The organism is Pseudogemmobacter humi (assembly GCF_900609055.1).
Classification (GTDB): domain Bacteria; phylum Pseudomonadota; class Alphaproteobacteria; order Rhodobacterales; family Rhodobacteraceae; genus Pseudogemmobacter; species Pseudogemmobacter humi.
This window is the reverse complement of the sequence record NZ_UXAW01000044.1, coordinates 1-21196: the sequence shown is the minus strand read 5'-3', so window position 1 is coordinate 21196 and position 21196 is coordinate 1. Positions and strand designations below refer to the sequence as shown.

General features: G+C 66.0%; 17 protein-coding genes and 1 tRNA gene. 6 read left to right on the top strand and 12 right to left on the bottom strand.

All coding sequences use genetic code 11. The annotated features are described in order from the left end of the window. Positions 1-22 precede the first annotated feature (22 nt). Positions 23-99: transfer RNA gene (locus XINFAN_RS04270), tRNA-Met, on the top strand. Positions 100-371: 272 nt separating this feature from the next. Here the strand turns inward: XINFAN_RS04270 and XINFAN_RS04260 are convergent. Both XINFAN_RS04260 and XINFAN_RS04255 read right to left on the bottom strand, forming a co-directional pair. Beyond that, complete coding sequence (locus XINFAN_RS04260; protein WP_124085248.1) at positions 372-629, bottom strand: hypothetical protein; 258 nt, start codon at positions 627-629, stop codon at positions 372-374. Between the two features lie 45 nt (positions 630-674). After that, positions 675-3116, bottom strand: a complete 2442-nt coding sequence (locus tag XINFAN_RS04255) for a GcvT family protein (RefSeq protein WP_124085247.1) — start codon at positions 3114-3116, stop codon at positions 675-677. Between the two features lie 91 nt (positions 3117-3207). Between XINFAN_RS04255 and XINFAN_RS04250 the strand changes: the two genes are divergently transcribed. Beyond that, positions 3208-4119, top strand: a complete 912-nt coding sequence (locus XINFAN_RS04250; protein ID WP_124085246.1) for a LysR substrate-binding domain-containing protein — start codon at positions 3208-3210, stop codon at positions 4117-4119. Positions 4120-4125: 6 nt separating this feature from the next. Here XINFAN_RS04250 and XINFAN_RS04245 read toward each other — a convergent pair whose 3' ends face one another. The 10 genes from XINFAN_RS04245 to XINFAN_RS04200 form a co-directional block, all read right to left on the bottom strand. Further along, on the bottom strand, positions 4126-5262 hold the full coding sequence (locus tag XINFAN_RS04245) for an aldo/keto reductase (protein WP_124085245.1): 1137 nt from the start codon (positions 5260-5262) through the stop codon (positions 4126-4128). Positions 5263-5272: 10 nt separating this feature from the next. Beyond that, on the bottom strand, positions 5273-6007 hold the full coding sequence (locus tag XINFAN_RS04240) for an aspartate/glutamate racemase family protein (protein WP_124085244.1): 735 nt from the start codon (positions 6005-6007) through the stop codon (positions 5273-5275). A gap of 62 nt (positions 6008-6069) precedes the next feature. After that, positions 6070-6897 carry a substrate-binding periplasmic protein gene (locus XINFAN_RS04235; RefSeq protein WP_124085243.1) on the bottom strand — a complete coding sequence of 276 codons (828 nt, stop codon included), beginning with the start codon at positions 6895-6897 and terminating at the stop codon, positions 6070-6072. A gap of 27 nt (positions 6898-6924) precedes the next feature. Then, positions 6925-7587 (bottom strand): amino acid ABC transporter permease, encoded by a 663-nt coding sequence (locus tag XINFAN_RS04230; protein ID WP_124085242.1) that lies wholly within the window; start codon positions 7585-7587, stop codon positions 6925-6927. After that, positions 7587-8231, bottom strand: a complete 645-nt coding sequence (locus XINFAN_RS04225; protein ID WP_124085241.1) for an amino acid ABC transporter permease — start codon at positions 8229-8231, stop codon at positions 7587-7589. The genes XINFAN_RS04230 and XINFAN_RS04225 overlap by 1 nt, the downstream gene beginning before the upstream one ends. Continuing rightward, positions 8228-8989: an amino acid ABC transporter ATP-binding protein gene (locus XINFAN_RS04220; protein WP_124085240.1), complete on the bottom strand. Its 762-nt coding sequence runs from the start codon at positions 8987-8989 to the stop codon at positions 8228-8230. Before XINFAN_RS04220 ends, XINFAN_RS04225 begins: the two co-directional genes overlap by 4 nt. Before the next feature lie 238 nt (positions 8990-9227). Further along, positions 9228-10745 (bottom strand): L-piperidine-6-carboxylate dehydrogenase, encoded by a 1518-nt coding sequence (gene amaB, locus XINFAN_RS04215; RefSeq protein WP_124085239.1) that lies wholly within the window; start codon positions 10743-10745, stop codon positions 9228-9230. A 15-nt stretch (positions 10746-10760) separates the two neighbouring features. Continuing rightward, entirely contained in the window at positions 10761-12158 is a 1398-nt protein-coding gene (locus tag XINFAN_RS04210) for an FAD-binding oxidoreductase (RefSeq protein WP_124085238.1), read from the bottom strand. Further along, the gene (gene hglS / locus XINFAN_RS04205) at positions 12155-13555 is read right to left on the bottom strand and encodes a 2-oxoadipate dioxygenase/decarboxylase HglS (protein ID WP_124085237.1); all 1401 of its coding nucleotides are present in this window, start codon (positions 13553-13555) and stop codon (positions 12155-12157) included. Before hglS ends, XINFAN_RS04210 begins: the two co-directional genes overlap by 4 nt. A 138-nt stretch (positions 13556-13693) precedes the next feature. Beyond that, positions 13694-14596, bottom strand: coding sequence for a LysR substrate-binding domain-containing protein (locus tag XINFAN_RS04200; protein ID WP_233352120.1), 903 nt, complete (start codon positions 14594-14596; stop codon positions 13694-13696). Between the two features lie 131 nt (positions 14597-14727). Between XINFAN_RS04200 and XINFAN_RS04195 the strand changes: the two genes are divergently transcribed. From XINFAN_RS04195 to XINFAN_RS04180, 4 genes are read left to right on the top strand one after another with little or no spacing between them, the layout of a single operon-like run. After that, positions 14728-16011, top strand: a complete 1284-nt coding sequence (locus XINFAN_RS04195; RefSeq protein WP_124085236.1) for an NAD(P)/FAD-dependent oxidoreductase — start codon at positions 14728-14730, stop codon at positions 16009-16011. 46 nt (positions 16012-16057) lie between these two features. Then, positions 16058-17239: a pyridoxal phosphate-dependent aminotransferase gene (locus XINFAN_RS04190; protein ID WP_124085235.1), complete on the top strand. Its 1182-nt coding sequence runs from the start codon at positions 16058-16060 to the stop codon at positions 17237-17239. A 28-nt stretch (positions 17240-17267) separates the two neighbouring features. Beyond that, entirely contained in the window at positions 17268-19457 is a 2190-nt protein-coding gene (locus tag XINFAN_RS04185; RefSeq protein WP_124085234.1) for a dehydrogenase E1 component subunit alpha/beta, read from the top strand. Then, on the top strand, positions 19454-20482 hold the full coding sequence (locus XINFAN_RS04180; protein WP_124085233.1) for an ACP S-malonyltransferase: 1029 nt from the start codon (positions 19454-19456) through the stop codon (positions 20480-20482). Before XINFAN_RS04185 ends, XINFAN_RS04180 begins: the two co-directional genes overlap by 4 nt. Positions 20483-21196 lie beyond the last annotated feature (714 nt).

Sequence of the window (21196 nt, the reverse complement as noted above, 5' to 3'; positions counted from 1 at the left end):
AAAACTCACGGGAAGAAACGGCCGCGGGGTGGAGCAGCCCGGTAGCTCGTCAGGCTCATAACCTGAAGGCCGCAGGTTCAAATCCTGCCCCCGCAACCAACGATAATTGCGAAACCTCCAAGGCACCCGCCGAGGAGGTTTTTGGCTGTTCGCGAGACGGCTTCCGCGATGCGTCCTGCGAGCCGAGTAGATTGTCCAGTGAGCTACTTCCCGATCCTTGGACAGTTTTCGAGGATGTTTAAGCTACTGCCTGCGCCTGCTGGTCGGTTTCGATGCTGTTGAAGTAGACCACGGCGGGCGGCTGTCCGCCATGGGCAGTGTGGGGTCGTCGATGGTTGTAGAAGGTGATCCAAGATCCGATTGCTGGTCGATTATGCCAGGAGATCGCCGCGCAGGGTGATGGCCAGGTCTCCGTCTTCCGGCACCGGCGTCACCTGATAGACGAGGGACCGGAAGGTCTCGGCCGCCTGGGGGCGGCCGTCCTCGTCCTGAAGGTGCTCATAGCACTGGCCGTTCCGCTGGGCCTGGAGCGCGGCCATGTTCGGATGCGGCAGGGGAGGCGGCTCCTTCGCTTCGGACAGCCCCTCTGCCTCGCGCGCCTTCGGCCCGGTTGCCCGTTTGAAAGGCACGAGGACCTTCGTGCCTCGTCTCCGAATTGCGGCTCGGAGATTTGCTCACATCCGGCCGCGCAGGGCTTCGGGGTCATAGGGCGAATCCGCAATCACCCGCGCCTTGCGCATCTCGCCGAGGACCGGCACCTCAAGCCCGGTTCCGGGCTGCCCCAGTTCCACCGGCAAAAGCGCAAAGGCCACGTCGTAGCCCAGCGTCCAGCCATAGGTGCCCGAGGTGATGCGCCCGACCAGCTCTCCCTTGTGGTAAACGCCCTCATATATCAGCGTGCTGGCGCCCTCGGTCTCGACCGCAATCGTCACCGAGCGCCGCTTCACGCCCGCATCCTTCTGCGCGACAAGCGCATCGCGGCCGATGAAATCCCCTTTCTCCAGCCGGATAAACCGATCGAGCGAGCTTTCCCAGGCGCTGAGCTCGGGGTTCATATCGCGATACATCGCGCGATAGGATTTTTCGAGACGCAGGCTTTCCAGCGCGTGATAGCCGATCAGCCGCAAACCATGGGCCTCGCCCGCCTTGAGGATCGCGTGCAGAAGACCGCGCTGATAGGGCAGGGGGTGGTAGAGCTCCCAGCCCAGCTCGCCCTCATAATTCACCCGCAGCATCCGCACATCCGAGGCCAGCGCCACCGTGCCGGTCTGCACCGAGAACGGCGGAAATGCCTCATTCGAGAGGTCGGTTTCGGTCAGGGCCTGCAACACCTCGCGCGCCTTCGGGCCGACCACGGTAAAACAGCCGCGCTCGTCCGAGACGTTGCGCAGCAGCACCGAGCCGTCCTTCGGCAACAGTTTCGACAGATCGTCAAAGTTCCAGCGCTCGGCCCTGGGGGTCGAGATCAGGTAGAACAAATCATCCGTCAGCCGCGAGACGACATATTCCGCCTGGACGCCGCCCTTCGGCGTCAGATGGTGGCTGAGGTTGACGCGCCCGGTTTTCGGCAGGCGATTGGCCAGAACATGGTCGAGCCAGGCCGCAGCACCAGGGCCGGACACTTCGTATTTCGTCATCGCGGTCATCTCGACGAGGCCGACGGCATTGCGAACCGCCGCCACTTCCTCGCCGATATATTTGCCCTTCTGCGTCCAGCGCCAGGAATACTGGTCCTTCGCCTCAACCCCTTCGGGCGCGAACCAGTTCGGCACTTCCCAACCGTCGAGCACGCCCCAGACCGCGCCGCGCGCCGTCAGCGTGTCATAGGAAGGGGTGGTTTTCTGCGGCCGCGCGGCGGGCATGTCCTGGCCGGGGAAATGCAGCTCGGCATGGGTGCCCCAGGCCTCGCGCACCTTGTGGCGGGTCCATTCCTTGTTGGCGTAAGCTCCGAAACGGCGCGGGTCCAGTTCGGACGTATCAAGACTGTTGCCGCCCTCGACGATCCGTTCCGAAAGGTAATAGCCGATCGCCGCGCCCCAGAGGATGCCGCCCGGCACACCCTCGGCCAGCCAGACATTCTCGACCCCCCAGGCCGGGCCCATCAGCGGCAACTCGTCGGGCGTCATCTGGAACGGCCCGCGCACGTTCGACTTGATCCCGGCCCGCGACAGGGCAGGCACCAGATGCAGCGCCTGCTCCCAGTTCCAGGAGACGGAATCGAAATCCTCCTCCATCAGATCGGCGCCGAACCATTCCGGCACGCCGTTTTCAGCGAAAAGCTGCAAATGTTCGGTCTTCTCGTAAGGGCCGAACATCAGCCCGTCGCCTTCCTCGCGGAGATAGCCCTCAAAGCCCTCATCGCGCAGGATCGGCATTTCCGGCAGGCCCTGGCGCTTGCGCTCGATAATTTCCGGCACCGCATCGGTGATCCAGTATTGGTGGATGATCGGGATGGCGGGGATTTCCAGCCCCAGCATCGCCCCGGTCTGGCGCGCGTAATTGCCGGTGGCGCAGATCACATGTTCGCAGAGGATCTCGCCCTTGTTGGTGGTGATCTTCCACTCGCCCGAGGGCTGGCGCTCGATCGCCTTCACCTCGGTGTTCAGCTCGATCTTCGCGCCCAGATCGCGGGCGCCTTTCGCCATCGCCATGGTCACATCGGCGGGGGCGATATGGCCGTCATCGGGATGGTAAAGCGCGGCCAGCATGTCCTTGTTGTTTTCCAGCAGCGGCCAGAGTTCCACCGCCTCTTTCGGCGTCACCAGTTCGGCGCGGATGCCCTGCACAGCGGCGACATCCATATAGCTTTTATATTCGTCCAGCCGGTCTTTGGTGTTCGCGATCCTCAACTGGCCGCATTTGTGCCAGCCGACATGCTGCCCGGTCTCGGCCTCCAGGCCCTCATAGATCTCGATGGTCTTCTGGATCATCCGCCCGATGTTCAGCGAACGGGCGTAAGACGGGATCAGCCCCGCCGCATGCCAGGTCGAGCCGGCGGTCAGCTGGGTGCGCTCCAGCAAAACGGTGTCGGTCCAGCCGCGTTTTGCGAGCCCGTAAAGGATGCCGGCGCCAACACAGCCGCCGCCGATCACCACCGCCCTGGCATGGGTTTTCATCGAATAACTCCCCGAGATTTTCCGGCAGTCTAGCCCTGAGGAGCACAGATGTGACCTTGCCAAAAACTGGAGGGCTTCATAACCTGAAATTATGCACCGCCTCCGTTCCTTCGTTCCTTCCGCGAATTATCTCTTCGCTTTCGAGGCCGCCGCGCGGCGCAAAAGTTTTACCGCGGCGGCGGATGAGCTGAATGTCAGCCAGCCGGCGGTGTCGAAAACCATTCGCCTTCTGGAGGAATCGACCGGGCTGAAACTGTTTCGCCGCGAGCACAACCGGCTGGAACTGACCGCCGAGGGCGCGCGCCTCTACCGCGAGGTGCAGGAGAGTTTCGATCATCTGCATATGGTGATCGGCTCTTTGCAGCGCGAGCATGCGGGCGATCTGGTGCGGGTGTCGTTCTCGGCCTCTTTCGTGCAGCTCTGGCTCTTGCCGCGCCTGCGCGATTTTCGCGACAAACATCCCGGCGTGACGCTCAGGATCGAGGAATCCAGCCGCGATGACCAGGATCTGGCGGCCGAGAATATCGACCTTTCGGCGCGGTTGGGGTCCGGGCGCTGGCCGGGGCTGCATGCCTGGAAATTCGTCGAGGAAGAGGTGATGCCGGTGTGCAGCCCGGATTATCTGGCGCGGTATGGGGCGCTTTCCGGGCCGGGCGATCTGCGCAACCATCTGCTGCTGGATTTCGAGGAGCGTCACCGCACCCGCATCGGCTGGCGCGAATGGCTGGAGCGGCACGGTGTCCAGATGGCGCGGCTGCGCGAGGATGTGGTCTTTACCGACTCGCTCGGCTCGCTGAAGGCGGCGGGTCTGGGCGAGGGGATCGCGCTTGGCTGGTCCCATCTGGTCGAGGGTCAGCTGGCCGCCGGGCAACTTGTGAAACCCTTGCCGGAGAGCTATCGCTCGGGCCAGTGGATCTGTCTGGTCATGCCCGCGCAGCGCCCCGCCAAACGCGGAACCGAGCTGTTCCGCGACTGGCTGCTGGATCAGATGGGCCAGGGCTGAGGGCGTTCAGTCTCGGGGCGGTTTGGGCTGGCCGAAGGCGTAATCGCGCACCTCGGGCAGGAAGAGCGGCGGCTGATACTGCGGCGGCTTGTCGCCCACGCTGGTGCCGGTGTTCAGGATCCCCGCCTGGTAATCATCGGCGAAAAGCGAATAGGGATAGGGCAGGGGGATTGCGCTGACCGCGTCCAGCGCCGCGACATGATCGGGCGCAAGCGTGAAGCCGAGCGCCGCGATATTGTCCTCAAGCTGGGTGATCCGACTGGCGCCGATGATCGCCGCCGCCGCCGAAGGCCGGTTCACGAGCCAGTTCAGCGCGACCTGCGCCATGCTGCGCCCGGCCTCTGCCGCCACCCGCTCCAGCGTGGCGACGATGGCCATATTGCGGTCGGTGAAGAGGCCAAGCCCCGAGCCAGAGGCGTCCTGGCTCAGCCGCCCCTGGCCGCCCGCGCGGTATTTCCCCGACAAAAGCCCCATGGCAAGCGGGCTCCAGGCGGTGATGCCAAGACCCAGCTCGCGCGCGAGCGGCACGAATTCCGGCTCGATGCTGCGCTCGGCCAGCGACCAGGGCAGTTGCAGGCTGATCGGGCGCGCCAGCGCATGGGCCTCGGCCAGCGTGACGGCGCGCGCGGCATACCAACCCGGCACGTCTGACAGCCCGGCATAACGGATTTTCCCGGCGCGGGTCAGGTCGTCCAGCGTGCGCAGGACCTCTTCAACGGGGGTGATCCGGTCCCAGGTGTGCAGGATGTAAAGGTCGATGTAATCGGTCTTCAGCCGCTTCAGCGAGGCGTCGATCGCGCGCATGATGTTCTTGCGCCCGTTGCCCCCGGCATTGGGGTTCCCCGGATGCAGGTTGTTCGAGAATTTGGTCGCGATCACCAGCTGATCGCGCAGCCCGGCCTCGGCCACGAACTCGCCAATCAGGCTTTCGCTGAGGCCGCCGGCATAGCTGTCGGCGGTGTCGATGAAATTGCCGCCGGCGGCGACATAGCGGTCAAAGATCGCGCGGGCGTCGGCGCGGTCGCTGCCCCATGACCCCTCAATCCCGCGAATGCCCGCATTGCCGAAGGTCATGGTGCCAAGCGCCATCCGGCTGACCCTCAGCCCCGAGCGCCCCAGCAGGAAGTAATGATCGAGCGACATCGGCGCCCCCTTACATGCACCCGCTGTAGGGGCGGCGCGCGACCGACTGGCGGACATGGTTGATCATGGTGACGAAATCGAAAACCGGGCGCCCAGTCACCTTTTGCACCGCATGGGCATAGGGCGGCAGATCGCTGCATTCGAGGAGGATCGAACGGACCTCCGGATTGGCCGCCACCATCGCGCGGGCGACTTCCGTCACCTCGGCCTCGATCTTCGCGGAATCCAGGGTGCCGCGCTCTTCCAGGATCGACTCGCGGAATTCCTGCTGGCCTTCCATCCCGGCAATCACCAGCGGGATATCGGCGCCGATATTGCAGGCGGCGAAATGGCCTGGCGTCAGTTGCGAGGCATTGGCGGTGATGATGCCGACCGCGCCACCCGCCACCGCATGCATGAACGGCACCTGCATCAGGCTCGACAGCAAGACCGGGATCCCGACCGCCGCCGCGACCTCTTTCTGGAACAAGGCCATGAAACCGCAGGCGCCGGTGATCGCCTTCACGCCGCGGGCCTGCAACTCCAGCGCGCCCTCGATGAAGACCTCTTTCAGCGCCGGATCGCGCTGGTTCAGCAGCCGGTCGATCGAGGCGCCGCGCACCTCGTGATAGCGGACCGGGAAATCCCAGGTCGTGGCATTGCCGACATTGCCGGGCACACAGGGATAGGCCGCGTCGAGGATCAGGATACCGATATCCTCGCCATACCAGGACTGGCTTTTGCGGGTGACGTGATAGACCGTCATGGGAAGCTCCGAGGGGGAAACCGGCGGGGGAGGACCCCCCGCCATGAGTCTGTGTGGCCGGATCACTCGATCAGGCGCGGCTCGCCGACATCGGCGGCGGTGCCGTCGAGACCGTAGGATTTCAGGATCGCGACGATGGTGCCATCGGCATGCATCTCGGCAATCGCGGCATCCAGCGCCACGCCGAGATCGGTGGCGGATTTGTTATAGGGCAGCCCGGCCTGGGCCGCCTCCATCGTGGCGCGCACCCGCTCATCCGGGGCGCCGACATGGACCTGGATATCGCCAAGCGCGCCCTGCTGCTCTGCGACGACGCCGGTCGAATAGCCGTCAACGCCGATGTCGATGCGGCCCAGCTTCAGATCCTGCTGCATATTGACCGAGCCGGGATAGAGCGTGAGGTTGTCGCCCAGCACGGTCTTGAGGTCGGAAACCCAGAGATAGCCCTGCACGGTGCCGACCTTCTTGCCTTCCATATCGGCGACGGTCTTGAAACCGTCCTTGGAATAGATGCCCATCTGGTCGGTATAAAGCGGCGCGGAGAGGTTCATGACTTTGGCGCGCTCGGCCGTGCGATACCAGTCGCCGGTGGAGATATCGGCCTGGCCCGACAGCACATACTGGATCGCCGCCGCCGGATCGACCGCAATCGCCTTGACCTCAAGGCATTCGCGTTTGGCGAATTCGGCGGCGATATCGCCGTCGATCCCCTTCATGACGCCGCTTTCATCCAGATAGGAATGCGGCGCATAGGTGGTGACGGCGACCGTCAGCACGCCCGGCGTGACAGTGGTGAATTCATGTTTCGGCGTGCAGTCCTGCGCGCTGGCAAAACCTGTGCCAAGGGCGAGAGCAGCGGCGGCAGTCAGCAGATTTCTTTTGGTGATCATTCTTCAGTCTCCCTGTTGTATTCCGTTTCAGCGTGAAGCGAATTTCCCGGCGCGCTTTTCGATGAAATCGACAAGCAAGGCGGCGGGGATCGAGATGCTGGCGTAAAGAAGGCCCGCCAGCAGAAGCACCGGGAAATAGCGGAAGGTGATCGAGCCGATCTCATAGGCGCGGCTGACCAGTTCCGGCAAAGCAATCGTGAAACAAAGCGAGGTGCTCTGGAAAATCAGGATGGAAAACCCAAGCAGCGCCGGCAGCGCAACCCGCAGCCCCTGGGGAAGCAGGATGAAGCGCAGCTCATCGAGGCGCTTCATGCCAAGCGCCTCGGCCGCTTCGCGCTGGCCCGACGGGATCGACAGCAGGCTCGCGCGGATGATCTCGCTGGTATAGGCGCCGGTATTCCAGGCCAGGGCCGCGATGGCGGCCATGAAAGAGCCGACCATCAGCCCGGCCGAGGGCAGGCCGACATAGATGAACTGCAACAGCACCAGCGCGGGGGCGCCGCGCCCGACCTCGACCGCGAAAAGGCTGATCGCGCGGATCACCCGGCCCTTTGCCATCACGCCAAGCGCCAGCACGAGGCCGAAGGGGATGCCGATCAGCAGGCTGAAAAACGTGACCTGGAGCGAGATTTTGAAGCCCGACATCAGGTCCGGCATCCAGGCGGTGATTTCCGTGAAATCCGGCAACATCAGCGGGCCACCCTTGCGCGAAGACGGCTGTCCGCCGCGCGCGAGGCCCAGGCCACCGGCAGGCTCAGCGCGATGTAGAAAAGGCCGACCAGCGCATAGACTTCCAGCCCGCGAAAGGTCAGCTGCGACATTTGTTTGCCGTGGAAGGCCAGCTCGGTCACGCCGATGGTCGAGGCGACGGCGGTCTCTTTCATCAGCCCGATCAGATAGCTGGCCGCCGTCGGCAGCGCGACGCGGAAAGCCTGGGGCGCGACCACGTCACGGAAGGTCGACCAGCGGCCCAGATCCAGCGCGTTCGCCGCTTCAAACTGGCCGAAATGGATCGAGGACAGCGCGCCGCGATAGATCTCGGCCATATTGGCGGCCGCGATCAGGCCAAGCCCGGCCAGGGCCGCCCCGAACGGGCTGACCGGCAGGAAGCCCATGCCAAGCCCGAAGAAGATGATGAAAAGCCACAGGATCGGCGGAATGCCCCTGACGATCTGGATCACGCTCATCGCGACAAACCGCACCAGCCAGACCCGGCTGCGGCGCGCCAGCAGCAAGGGCACCGCCAGCACCGATCCGATCAGAAAGGCGCCGCCGGTCAGGGTGATGGTCCATAGCAGGCCGCGAAACAGCGGCATCAGATCCAGCCCGTTCATCGGTCATGCACCGCGCGCAGAAAGCGTTTCGTGCGTTCATGCTGCGGATTGCGCATGATCTCTTTCGACGGGCCTTTCTCGACGATATTGCCGTCAGCCATGATCATGACCGTGTCCGAGACATTCTCGGCAAAGCCCATCTCATGGGTGACGACGATCATCGTCATGCCGCTTTTCGCGAGTTCCCGCATCACGGCCAGCACCTCAAGCCCCAGCTCGGGATCCAGCGCCGAGGTCGGCTCGTCAAACAGCATCACCTCCGGGTCGAGCGCCAGCGCGCGGGCAATCGCGATGCGCTGCTGCTGGCCGCCCGAGCAGCGGATGGGGAATTGTTCCGCCTTGTCGGCAAGGCCCACGCGGCTCAGGAGTTGCATCGAGCGCGCATCCGCCTCTTTGCGCGAACGGCCCAGCACCCGCTCCTGCGGCAGGCTGATGTTGCGCAGAACCGACATATGCGGGAAGAGGTTGAAGGACTGGAACACCATGCCGACCCGGCGGCGCAGGCCCGAAAGCGCCGCGCGCCCGATCGGATTTCCGGCGTCGATCACGATATCGTCCACCGTGATAGTGCCGCCGTCCGGCGGTTCCAGATAGTTGATGCAGCGCAGAAGCGTGCTCTTCCCCGACCCGCTGGGGCCGATGATCGCGAGGACTTCGCCCGCCTTCACCTCAAGGTCGATCCCGTCCAGAACGGTGAGCCTGCCGTAATGCTTGCTCAGCCCGTTCAGCCGGATCAGCGTCTTATCCGAAGCGATCATCGCGCCATACCCGGCGCCCTGACATCACACATGACCATCCCCCTGTGGTTGATCCGAGGCAATAAAAGTCCGCCCGGCATTTCCTGCCGGTTTGCGTGTATTGTTTTGATTTTCAGATTGCTGGCGGATGCCCGGGGCAAGACTAACAATCTGCGATTCGTCCCGGCAGCGTGAAAAAAGTGCGGCGGGACATAACTTCAGGTTTGGAGTGCGGCGGGTTGCCCCGCCGCTCCCCGGATCAGTCGATGTCGAAGACCACGCCCTGTGCCAGCGGCAGCTGGGTCGAGTAATTGATCGTGTTGGTCTGGCGGCGCATATAGCCCTTCCAGGCGTCCGAGCCGCTCTCGCGCCCGCCGCCGGTCTCTTTCTCGCCGCCGAACGCGCCGCCGATTTCGGCGCCCGAAGTGCCGATATTCACATTCGCGATGCCGCAATCGGAGCCTGCTGCCGAGAGGAAGGTTTCCGCCTCGCGCATGTCGAGGGTGAAGATCGACGAGGACAGCCCGGCGCCGACCGCATTATGCAGGCGGATGGCGTCGGAAAGTTCTTTGTATTTCACCACATAGAGGATGGGCGCGAAGGTTTCCTCCAGCACCGGCCCGGTCTGGTCGGGCATCTCGACCAGCGCCGGGCGGGCGTAGAAGGCGGTCTCGGCGCCGGTCGCGACACGCTCGCCGCCATGGACCTTGCCGCCCGCGGCTTTCGCCTCGGTCAGGGCCTTTTGCATCGCGTCAAAGGCCCGGGCGTCGACCAGCGGCCCGACCAGCGCGCCCGACTCCAGCGGATTGCCGACCGAAACCGAGCCGTAAGCCTTGATCAGGCGCGGCACCAGGGCGTCATAGACGCTTTCATGCACGAAAAGACGGCGCAGGGTGGTGCAGCGTTGCCCTGCGGTGCCCATCGCTCCGAAAGCAATGGCCCGCAGGGCCATGTCGAGATCGGCCGAGGGGCAGACGATCCCGGCATTGTTGCCGCCGAGCTCAAGGATCGAGCGGCCAAAGCGCGCCGCCACTTTCGGCCCGACGATGCGGCCCATCCGGGTCGAGCCGGTGGCGGAAATCAGCGGCACATCCGGGCTGGAAACCAGCGCCTCGCCCACGTCCGGCCCGCCGATGATCACCTGCGACAGCCCCTCCGGCGCATCGCCGAAACGCTTCAGCGCGCGTTCCAGGATCGCGTGGCTTGCCAGCGCGGTCAGCGGGGTTTTCTCCGACGGTTTCCAGATCACGGCATTCCCGGCAACCAGCGCCAGCGCGGTATTCCAGGACCAGACCGCTACGGGGAAGTTGAAGGCCGAGATCACGCCCACGACGCCCAGCGGATGCCAGCTTTCCATCATGCGGTGGCCGGGGCGTTCCGAGGCGATGGTCAGGCCGTAAAGCTGACGCGACAGGCCGACCGCGAAATCGCAGATGTCGATCATCTCCTGGACCTCGCCGAGGCCCTCGGACGGGATCTTGCCCGCCTCGATGGAGACCAGCGCGCCGAGGTCTTCCTTCGCCGCGCGCAACTCCTCGCCCAGAAGCCGCACGAGTTCGCCCCGGCGCGGCGCGGGCACCACGCGCCAGGCCTCGAACGCGGCCTTTGCGCGGGCGATGGCGGCTTCGGTCGTGGCGGCGGTATCGGGTTTCAGCTGCGCGATCTCCTCGCCCGTGACCGGGGTGAAGCTTTTCAGCGTGCCGCCGGTCCAGGCGGCGGCCGGGACGCCAAGGCGGTCGAGCAGGTCTTTGGTGCGGGCTTGAAGAGTCTGGGACAAATCGGGTTCCTTCGGTCAGGCAAAGCTCACCGCGCCGAGACCGGCGGGCGATGTGGCGGCGGACAAAGCGCGCGACAGGCGGCGCTCGGCATCGGGGGTGTAGATCTCATACCAGCGGCGGTTTTTGCGGCCAATGGCATGTTCGGCGCTGAAACTGCCGCCGAAACGGGTGACAACGCGGTCAAAGACCATGTCGCGCAGCCGCAGCTCCTGTTCAGGATCGGTTGCGAGCGGTGATGCCGGATCGGCCACCAGGTTGAAATGCACCCCGCCATCGCCGATATGGCCGAAATCGCAGATGGTGATGCCGGGGAAATGCGCGGGCAGCTCGGCCTTCATCTCTTCGCAAAAGCGCATGATGTCGCCACGGCGGAAAGACAGATCGAAGGCGATCAGCCGGCCTTTCGCCTTCACCCCTTCGGAAAGCGCGTGGCGCAGGGCCCAGGTCCGCTCATGCGCGCCGAAACGGGCGTCGGCGAGAAGATCGGGCTCTTCCTCCAGCAGGCGTTCGAGCACCTCCCCGAGCAGCGTTTCCGCGCCAGGGCGGGGTGTCGAGACCTCGGCGAGGATGGCGTAATCCGGCACCGCGCCCCCGAAGGGATCGCGCAGCGACGGCACATGATCAAGTGCGGCCTGCATCGCCGGGCCGGACATGCCCTCGAACGCGGTCAGCGCCGGGCCGAGCGCGGCTTCCATCCGGCGCAGAAGCGGCAGCACCGCCGCGCCGGACGCGGGCACCAGGATCGCCGCCGCCTGGTCGCCGGGCAGCGGATGCAGTTTCAGCACCGCCTCGGCAATGATCCCGAAAGCGCCGCTGGTGCCGGTGAAAAGCTGCTTCCAGTCCACCCCGGTATTGTTCTTGTGCAGCGGCCCGCCGAGGGTCAGGATGGTCCCCGCCTCATCGGCCAGCACCACCGTCACGCCCAGCAGATTGGCGCGCACATCGCCATAGCGCAGAAAGCGGGCGCCGCCGGTATTGGTTGCGATCATGCCGCCGACCGAAGGGTCTGCGCCCAGATCAATCGGGAAGAACAGCCCCTCGGGGGCCAGCCGCGCATTGACATCCGACAGCCGGTGCCCGGCGCCAAGATGCAGGCTGCGATTGTCGAAATCGGGCTCGAAACAGCTTTTCAGCCGCTCAAGGCTCAGGATCACCTGGGCACCGCTGTCATCGGGGGTCGAGCCGGCGACCAGCCCGGTATTCGCGCCCTGGGGGATCAGATGCAGCCCGCGCCGCACCGCGATACGGACCGCCGCCGCAACCTCGGCGGTAGAGGCCGGGCGCAGCACCGCCAGCGCCCGGCCCCGGTCATAGCGCGCGCCGGTCTCATAGGCGATACGGTCTTCGGGCGCGGTCAGGACAGCCCCCGCGCCAAGACAGTCCCTGAGCTCGGTCAGCGCCGCCGCCGTCATGCCACGGCCCGCGACAGGGCCGCCAGACAGGCGGTGCGGGAGGCTGCGACAATCGCCTCGTAATGCGCGAATTCGTTGAGGACGGGGGCGCCGAGATCCGCCTCGAAACGCTGCTGGCTGGGGCTGGCGGTGAAATTCTGCGCGGCATTGTCGCCGAGATTGGACTGGAAGATCCCCGCCGCGCTGACGGGCAGGAAGTCTTCATAGACCACCGGGTCAAAGCGGATCAGCCCCTCAGCGGCCAGGGCCTCGGGATCGCGCGATGCGCTTTGCGCCGCGAGGCCCTTATCGGTCAGCGCCCAGGTGAACCAGGCAAGCCCGTCACGGCGCAGGCTGTCTTCGTCATCGGGAAAGGCGCGGAATGCGTCTTCCAGCGCCGCCATATAGGCCCCCGCGTTGGAGCCATCCGCCGCAGGCCGGCACTTCGCCCGCGCCTCGCTCAGCAGCCGGTCGTAAAGCGCGCGGCCCTTCGGGGTCAGCGCCACGCCGCGCTGTTCGATCTCGCCGAAACGGGCGGTATGGGTGCCGGTTTCCCAGCCAGTCTCACAGCCCTCGCCCGCACGGAAATCCACCGCCTCTTCCAGCGCCTTGAACGAGGTCTGGCGCAGAAGGATCGGCACCTTGCGGGTCGGCGGCCCCTCGACCACCGCCTTCGGGGCGATACCGCGCGCGGCCATGCCGGACTGGACCGCATCAATATCAAGCGTGCGCGGCGTCAGGTGGTTGATATGCGGCCCCCGGAACGAGACCACATCCGCGATCAGCCGATGCGCCTCGTGCAGGCGGCCATACATCCCGGCCGTGACACTGGCGCGCGGGTGCCAGCGGAAGGTCTCCAGTGCCTCGGTGACGAATTGCCTGGCATCGGTGTCGCAAAGCCCGCCCTGCGCTTCGGCCTTTTCGATCAGCGCGCGGCAGCCCGGGGTGAAGATGTCGCGCGCGGCCAGCAGGCTCGCGGCGGCATCGCGCAACCCCTCATCCGCGATCAGGTCAAGCCGCAACAGCGAGGTGAAGACGCGGAACGGATTGCGCTTCAGCGCGGCCTCGCCCACCGGACGGAAGGCGGTCGCGTGAACCGGCACCCCGGCCTCCGAGAGGTCGTAATAGCCGACCGGATACATGCCCATCACGGCAAAGAGCCGGCGCATGGTGGCAAGCTCTGCGGCGGTGCCGAGGCGGATCGCGCCGTGGCGTTCCTCGGAAATGCGGTCAAGGTCGTCGCTCGCCGCCAGCCGGGCGCGCTGCGCCGGATCGGCGCGCAGCACCTGGTCATTGACCTCGGCGACCAGTTTCAGCAGGGCGCCGTAAGCGGGCACCTCGTCACGATACATCGCCGACATCGCCGCCGAGAACTGGCTGCGGATGGCATCGGGGCTGCAAAAGGGCGTGCTGGTCATTGGTATATCGGCTGCTGCGAAGATCTTCTCTCACAGCGTTAGCACAGCGTCGCGGCCGCGCCTTTCGATCATTCCTCCTGAAATCATGCGAAAACGGAATGAGCGCCCCGGGTGCAGGCGTGCATTCGTCATGACCCGTCAGGGGTCGTGGGCCATCTCGGCCACGAGCCAGTCGCGAAACAGCGCCAGCAAAGGGTGATCGCCACGTTCACGCGGCCAGCACAGATGATAGGCGCCCTCGCTTGTCATCGGCAGCGGCAGCGCGCGGATCACATGGCCCTCGCGCAGCTCATCGGCAAAGAGGAATTCCGGCAAAAGCGCCACGCCAAGCCCGCCCGCCGCCGCCTCGTAAAGCGTGGCGAACTGGTCGAACAGCATCCCGTGGACGCCCTTGTCATCGGCGCCGTGATGGGCCAGCCAGCGCTCCCATGCGTCAGGCCGGGTGGTCAGATGCAACAGCGGCGCGCGGCGGATGTCAGTTGGCGTCGTGAAGCCGTAGCGCCCCGCCAGTTCGGGCGAGCAGATCGGGATCACCGTCTCCTGGCGCAGCCGCAGCATCTCGGCGCCGGTCCAGGGCTCATCGCCGAATGTGATGGCGGCGTCGATCACATCCTCGCGGAAATCGAAGCGCGACAGGCGGCTCAGCACGTTCAGCATCACATCGGGATGCGCCGCGACAAAGCGCGGCAGCCGCCGCGTCAGCCAGCGCGCGCCGAAGGTCGGCGGCACCGCAAGCGTCAGCGTGCCGCCCGAGGGATTGGCCAGCAGATTGAGCGAGGCGCTGGAAATGCGCCCCAGGGCGTCGCGGATCTCACGCGCATAGACCTGGCCGCCGAAGGTCAGCCGGATCTTCTGCTTCGCCCGCACGAACAGCTCGAACCCGAGCTGGTCCTCCAGCGCCTTGATCTGCCGCGACACCGCCGATTGCGTCAGCGACAGCTCCGCCGCCGCCTCGGTGATAGAGCCGGAGCGCGCCGCCGCCTCGAACGCCGCCAGCAGCGAGATCGAGGGCAGGAACCGTCTGGGTGCGTGTATCGGCATTACAACCCGGCATGATGTCATGAGAAAGGTTTGTTATCTTACTGCGCGGCTTTCCCCGAGAAAAGAGCGCGAGACGTGCGGGCAGGGTGCTGAGACGTCGCCCGCCTGCCGGACAGAATTGGGGTCAGAGAATGCTGAACGATCCACGCTCGCACGGTCTGTGGGAGAAAAGCGCGCCACCGCCGCCCGCGACCCCCGCGCTGGAGGGCGAGGCGCAGACTGATGTGGCGGTGATCGGCGCCGGCTATACCGGGCTGTCAACCGCGCTGCATCTGGTGGAGCAGGGAATTTCCGCGACGGTGATCGAGGCGGCGGAGATCGGCTTCGGCGGTGCGGGGCGCAATGTGGGCCTCGTCAATGCCGGCATGTGGGTGATGCCCGAGGATCTGATCAGGACGCTGGGCACGGATTACGGCAACCGGCTGCTGGATTTCCTCGGCGCCGGCCCCTCTTACGTCTGGGAGATGGTGCGCCGTCACGCGATAGACTGCGAGGCCAACCCCGTCGGCACGCTGCATGCGGGCGACGGCAAGAAGGGCTTTACCGAGCTGACCGAGCGCGCAAGGCAATGGCAGGCCCGCGGCGCGCCGGTCGAGCTGATGGGGAAGGCCGAGGCGGCGCTCGCCCTTGGCACCGGCTATTATGAGGGCGCGCTGCTGGACCGCCGGGCGGGCACGATCCAGCCGCTCGCCTATGCGCGCGGTCTGGCCCATGCGGCGGTGCGGGCGGGGGCGGTGATCCATACCTCGACCCCGGCGACCGGCATCGCGCGCGACGGCAATGGCTGGCGCATCACCACGCCGCGCGGTGCGCTGAAGGCCGGGCGGGTGGTGCTGGCCACCGACGCCTATACCAGGCTTGTGATGCAGGACATTGCGCGCCAGCAGGTGACGCTGCCTTACTTCAACATGGCAACGAGGCCGCTGCCCGAGGATGTCGTGCGCCAGATTCTGCCCGGCCGTCAGGGTGTCTGGGACACCCGCGAAGTGCTGCTGTCGTTCCGCTATGACGCGCAGAACCGGCTGGTTTTCGGCTCGGTCGGTGCGCTCAGGAACACCGGCACCGCGATCCACCGCGCCTGGGCGAAACGCGCGCTGCGCCGGATCTATCCGCAGATCGGCACGGTGGAGTTTGAAAGCGAATGGTTCGGCTCGATCGGCATGACCTCGGACAACCTGCCGCGTTTCCATCGACTGGACGAGGGCATCTTCGCCTTTTGCGGCTATAACGGGCGCGGCATCGCGCCGGGCACGGTCTTTGGCCGCGCCATGGCGTCTTTCCTCGCCGGGAAGACCCTTGCTGCGGATCTGCCGCTGCCGCTCAGCCAGCCTGCGCCGACGGTGCTGCGGGGCCTGCGTTCCGCCTGGTATGAGGCCGGAGCGCAGCTCGTTCATCTGGCCGAGGCCCGTTTCTGACCCCCAATCAGCGGCCCGCGCGCGCGAGGCCCGGAAAGACCCTGCCATGACCATTTTCACCCGCGCCTCGCGCATCGCCGATCTGGAAATCTCGGAAATCGTGCAGCTGACGGAAAAGGCCGCTGCACTGAAAGCGGCGGGGCGCGATGTGGTCGCGCTCTCGACCGGCGAGCCGGATTTCCCGACGCCGGACCACATCATCGAGGCGGCGCATCGCGCGGCGCTGGCGGGAAAGACGCGCTACCCCGCGACCCTCGGCACGCCGGAACTGCGGCGGGCGATTGCCGACGGGAACGGGGTGGCGCCTGCCAATGTGATCGTCTCGACCGGGGCGAAGCAGGTGCTGGCCAATGCGATGCTTGCCAGTCTGAATGAGGGCGATGAGGTCATCATGCCCGCGCCGTTCTGGACCAGCTATTCCGACATCGTGCTGATGGCAGGCGGGCGTCCGGTGGTGATCAGATGCGGCCAGGAGGCGGGTTTCAAACTCTCGCCCTCGCAACTGGAGGCGGCGATCACGCCCCGCACCCGCTGGCTGATGCTGAACTCGCCCTCGAACCCCTCGGGCGCGATCTATTCGGCGGCCGAGATCCGGGCGCTGGCCGGGGTTCTGGCGCGCCATCCGCAGGTCTGGATCCTGTCGGACGAGATTTATGACCACCTGAGCTACATCCCCTTCACCCCGTTCCGCCAGGCGGCACCGGAGCTCGCAGAGCGGCTTCTGGTGGTGAACGGGGTGTCGAAAGCATATTCGATGACCGGCTGGCGGATCGGCTGGGGCATCGGGCCGGCCGATCTGATCCAGGCGATGGGCGCGGTCCAGGGCCAGGTGACGTCGGGCGCGTGCTCGATCTCGCAGGCGGCGGCGCTGGCGGCGCTGACCGGCGATCAGGCGCTGCTCGACACGCGGCTGCAAGCAATGCGGGCGCGGCGCGACCGGGTGGTCGCGGCGCTGAACGCCATTCCCGGCATCCGCTGCCCCGAGCCGGAGGGCGCCTTCTACGTCTTCCCCGACATCACCGGCGCGATGAAGACGGGCGGTTTCGCGAGTGATGCCGATCTCTGCGCCTGGCTTTTGGAAGATGCGGGCGTCGCTATCGTGCCGGGCCGCGCCTTCGGGCTGCCCGGCCATGCAAGGCTCTCTTTCGCCTATGGCGACGCCGATCTCGACCAGGGCCTCAGCCGGATCGCCAGTGCGATCCGTGCCCGCATGACCATCACCGCCTGAGACTTCCACCGGGAAGGGGAGACGACGCATGGGCCGCTCGGTCATCGTTCATGAGAATTTCCTGCGCCGGGTCGCGGCGGGGGATCTGCCGGAAGGCCGCGCGCCCGCTGGCCCGCTGAGCCGTGAGGCCGCGGTCTCGCTCTACCGTTCCGGCTGCCTGTCGCGCCATCTCGACCGCACCAGCCGTGCGATGCAGGCGGCGGGGACCGGCTTTTACACCATCGGATCGTCGGGGCATGAGGGGATGGCGGCGGTCGCGGCGGCGCTGCGCCCCACGGATATCGCCTTCCTGCATTACCGCGACGCGGCCTTCCAGATCCAGCGGGCCGAACAGGTGCCGGGGCAGACCATCCTGTGGGATATGCTGCTCTCGTTCGCGTCGTCCACCGAAGACCCGATCTCGGGCGGGCGGCACAAGGTGCTGGGGTCGAAGGCGCTGTTCATCCCGCCGCAGACCTCGACCATCGCGAGCCATCTGCCAAAGGCCGTCGGCGCCGCCTATTCCATCGGCGCGGCGCGCAGGCAGCGGCCCGAACATGCGATCCTGCCCGATGACGCGATTGCCTTTTGCAGCTTCGGCGATGCCTCGGCCAATCACTCGACGGCGCAGGGGGCGTTCAACGCCGCGCAATGGACCTCCTATCAGTCGGTGCCGCTGCCCTTGCTGTTTTGCTGCGAGGATAACGGCATCGGAATCTCGACCAAAACCCCGAAAGGCTGGATCGCGGCCACCTTCTCGGCGCGGCCGGGGCTGAAATATTTCGCCTGTGATGGCCTCGATATCTTCGACACCTATGCGACCGCGCTGGCCGCAGCCGATTATGTGCGGACAAGGCGAAAACCGGCCTTCCTGCATATCCGCACCATCCGGCTTTATGGCCATGCCGGGGCCGATATGCCCACCACCTATATGCCGAAGGCCGAGGTCGAGGCCGAGGAGGCGCAGGATCCGCTGCTGCATTCCGTGCGGCTCTTGCAGGAGGCGGGCGCGCTTTCCGGGGCCGGGGCGCTGGCGATCTATGAGGAGACCGCCGCGCGGGTCAGCCGGGTCGCGACAGAGGCCGTGACCCGCCCGCGTCTGAAGGACGCGCAGGGCGTGATGGCGAGCCTGATCCCGCCCGCGCGCCCCTGCCGCCCCACCAACGGGCCGGGGCCGGAGGCGCGCGCTTCGGTGTTTGGCTCCGATCTGAAACAGGCAGCCGAGCCGCAGATCATGTCGAAACTGATCAATATGGCGCTGACCGATCTGATGCTGGCGCATCCCGAGATCGTCATGATGGGCGAGGATGTCGGGCGCAAGGGCGGCGTCTATGGCGTCACGCAAAAGCTGCAATCGCGTTTCGGGCCGGACCGGATGATCGACACGCTGCTGGATGAACAATCGATCCTCGGGCTGGCCATCGGCATGGCGCAGAACGGTTTCGTGCCGATGCCCGAGATCCAGTTCCTGGCATATCTCCACAATGCCGAGGATCAGATCCGGGGCGAGGCGGCGACGCTGCCCTTCTTTTCGAACGGGCAGTTTACCAATCCGATGGTGCTGCGGATCGCGGGCCTGGGCTATCAGAAGGGCTTTGGGGGCCATTTCCACAATGACAATTCGGTCGCGGTGCTGCGCGATATTCCGGGGCTGATCCTTGCGGTGCCCTCGAACGGGGCGGACGCCGCGCGGATGCTGCGCGAATGCGTGCGCCTCGCGCGCGAAGAGCAGCGGCTGGTCACCTTCCTGGAGCCGATCGCGCTTTATCCGATGCGCGATCTGCATGACGACAAGGACGGGCTCTGGATGCGGCCCTATCCCGACCCGTCCGAGGTGATCCGGTTTGGCGAGGTCGGCATTGACGGTGCCGGCACCGATCTCGCCATCGTGACGTTCGGGAACGGCGTCTACCTCTCGCACAAAGCGCGCCGTGCCATCGAAGCCGCCGGGATCAGGGTCCGCATCATCGACACCCGCTGGCTGTCGCCTCTGCCGAAAGAGGCGCTGACGGCGGCGGTGGCGGGCTGCGAACATATCCTGATCGTCGATGAGACCCGCCATTCCGGCGGCGTGGCCGAGGCCCTGATGGCGCATTTCCACGAAACCTCCGGCGCGAAACTGGCGCGTCTGACGGCTGAGGACAGCTTTATCGCCACCGGCCCGGCCTATGCGGTCACCATGCCCTCGGCCGACAGCATCACCACCGCAGCCATCGCCCTGGCAGGAGGCAGATCATGAAGACCGCAGTGCTGATCTGCCCGGGGCGCGGGACGTATAACGCGGGCGAGCTCGGCTGGCTGGCGCGCCATTTCCCCGATCCGGCGCTGCTGGCGCGGTTCGATGCCGCGCGTGAGGCGGCGGGGCAGGAGACGCTCACTGCGCTGGACGGCGCCGGGCGGTTCTCTCCCGGCAAACACGGGCGCGGCGACAATGCCGCCGGGCTGATCTTTGCGGCGACGCTGGGCGATGCGCTGTCGCTCGACCCTGATCGGGTGCGGCTGGTCGCGGTGACGGGCAACTCGATGGGCTGGTATTCCGCGCTGGCCTGCGGCGGCGCGGTCAGTGCGGAAAACGGCTTCCATATCGCCAATACGATGGGCACCCTGATGCAGGAGGCGATGATCGGCGGCCAGCTCATCCATCCCTGGATGGGCGAGGATTGGCGCCCGGACCCGGCGCGCAAGGCGGCGCTTCTGACGCTGGTTGCAGAGATTGCCGCGCGGGCAGAGCATCAGCTTTACCTCTCCATCGATCTGGGCGGGATGCTGGTGCTGGCCGGGAATGAGGGCGGGCTTCGGGCCTTCGAGACCACGGTTCCACCCGAACAGGGCCGCTTTCCGATGCGGCTCGGCAATCACGCGGCCTTTCACACGCCGATGCAGGCGCCGGTGGCGGCCCGGGGGCGCGCCCTGTTGCCGGACAGGCTGTTTGGCCAGCCGAAGCTGCCGCTGATCGACGGGCGCGGCGCGATCTGGTGGCCCGGCGCCACCGATGCCGGGGCCTTGCGGGCCTACACGCTCGGCCATCAGGTGGTTGAAAGCTATGATTTTACCCGCGCCATCACCGTCGCCGCCCGCGAATTCGCGCCCGACCTGTTCATCGTCACCGGGCCCGGCACCACGCTGGGCGGGGCAGTGGCGCAGAGCCTGATCCTTGCGGGCCATGCCGGGCTGAGCGACAAATCCACCTTCCAGCTGCGCCAGCAGGAGGATCCGCTGCTGATCTCGATGGGCCTTCCGGATCAAAGGCGGGCGGTGGCGTAAGCGCCTGGCACCTGACGCGGTGGAGAGCCTTTGGGCTTCATACGCATCGGTGAGACGCTCTCGGTGGCGGCATGGCTGGTGATGAGGTCATTCCCGGCCAAAGTGAGAACGGGTTCCCGTGAGGAATTTGATCCTTCCCGGACACACAACGCTCCGCCGCAGGCAGAGCGGAGCAGAACCCTGGCTCGGCCGGGGCCGCGTAAGTCAGGGGGCAGATCCCGTATTGCGCGGCGCATCTGCCGGTGGATATCGGGCCATGAAGCCGCCACTGGTTCAGCGCCATGGCGGGGCGGTATCCGGTTCCCGGGCGAAGGCGAACAGCGCCGCGAAGCCATTCGCAAGGGAAGATTGCGGCCCTTATACTTTCTTCGCGCTCGACTGATCCGCTACCGGGGGTCAGGCGTATTGTGATGCAGAGGCCAATTTCGCCGGGAAGAGAAATCAACGCGCCCGCGGGACCAACTGGCCGTGGTGATGGAGTCCGACCATGTCTGCACGCATTGGCCTGGCTTGCGGAGGGACCAGGCGGTGATGACCAATTCCGTCATGCGCGGGGTGTTTCTGCCCTGTCCCGCCCTGCGCTGTGAGTTTTTTTGTCTGCGCCGGACGGGGCGTGGCTGACCCGGGACTGAAAGGCACTCCATGCTGCAAACCGCTTTGCTTTACGTCATCACGGCCACGGTCTTTCTGGGGCTGGACATGGTGGGCATCCGC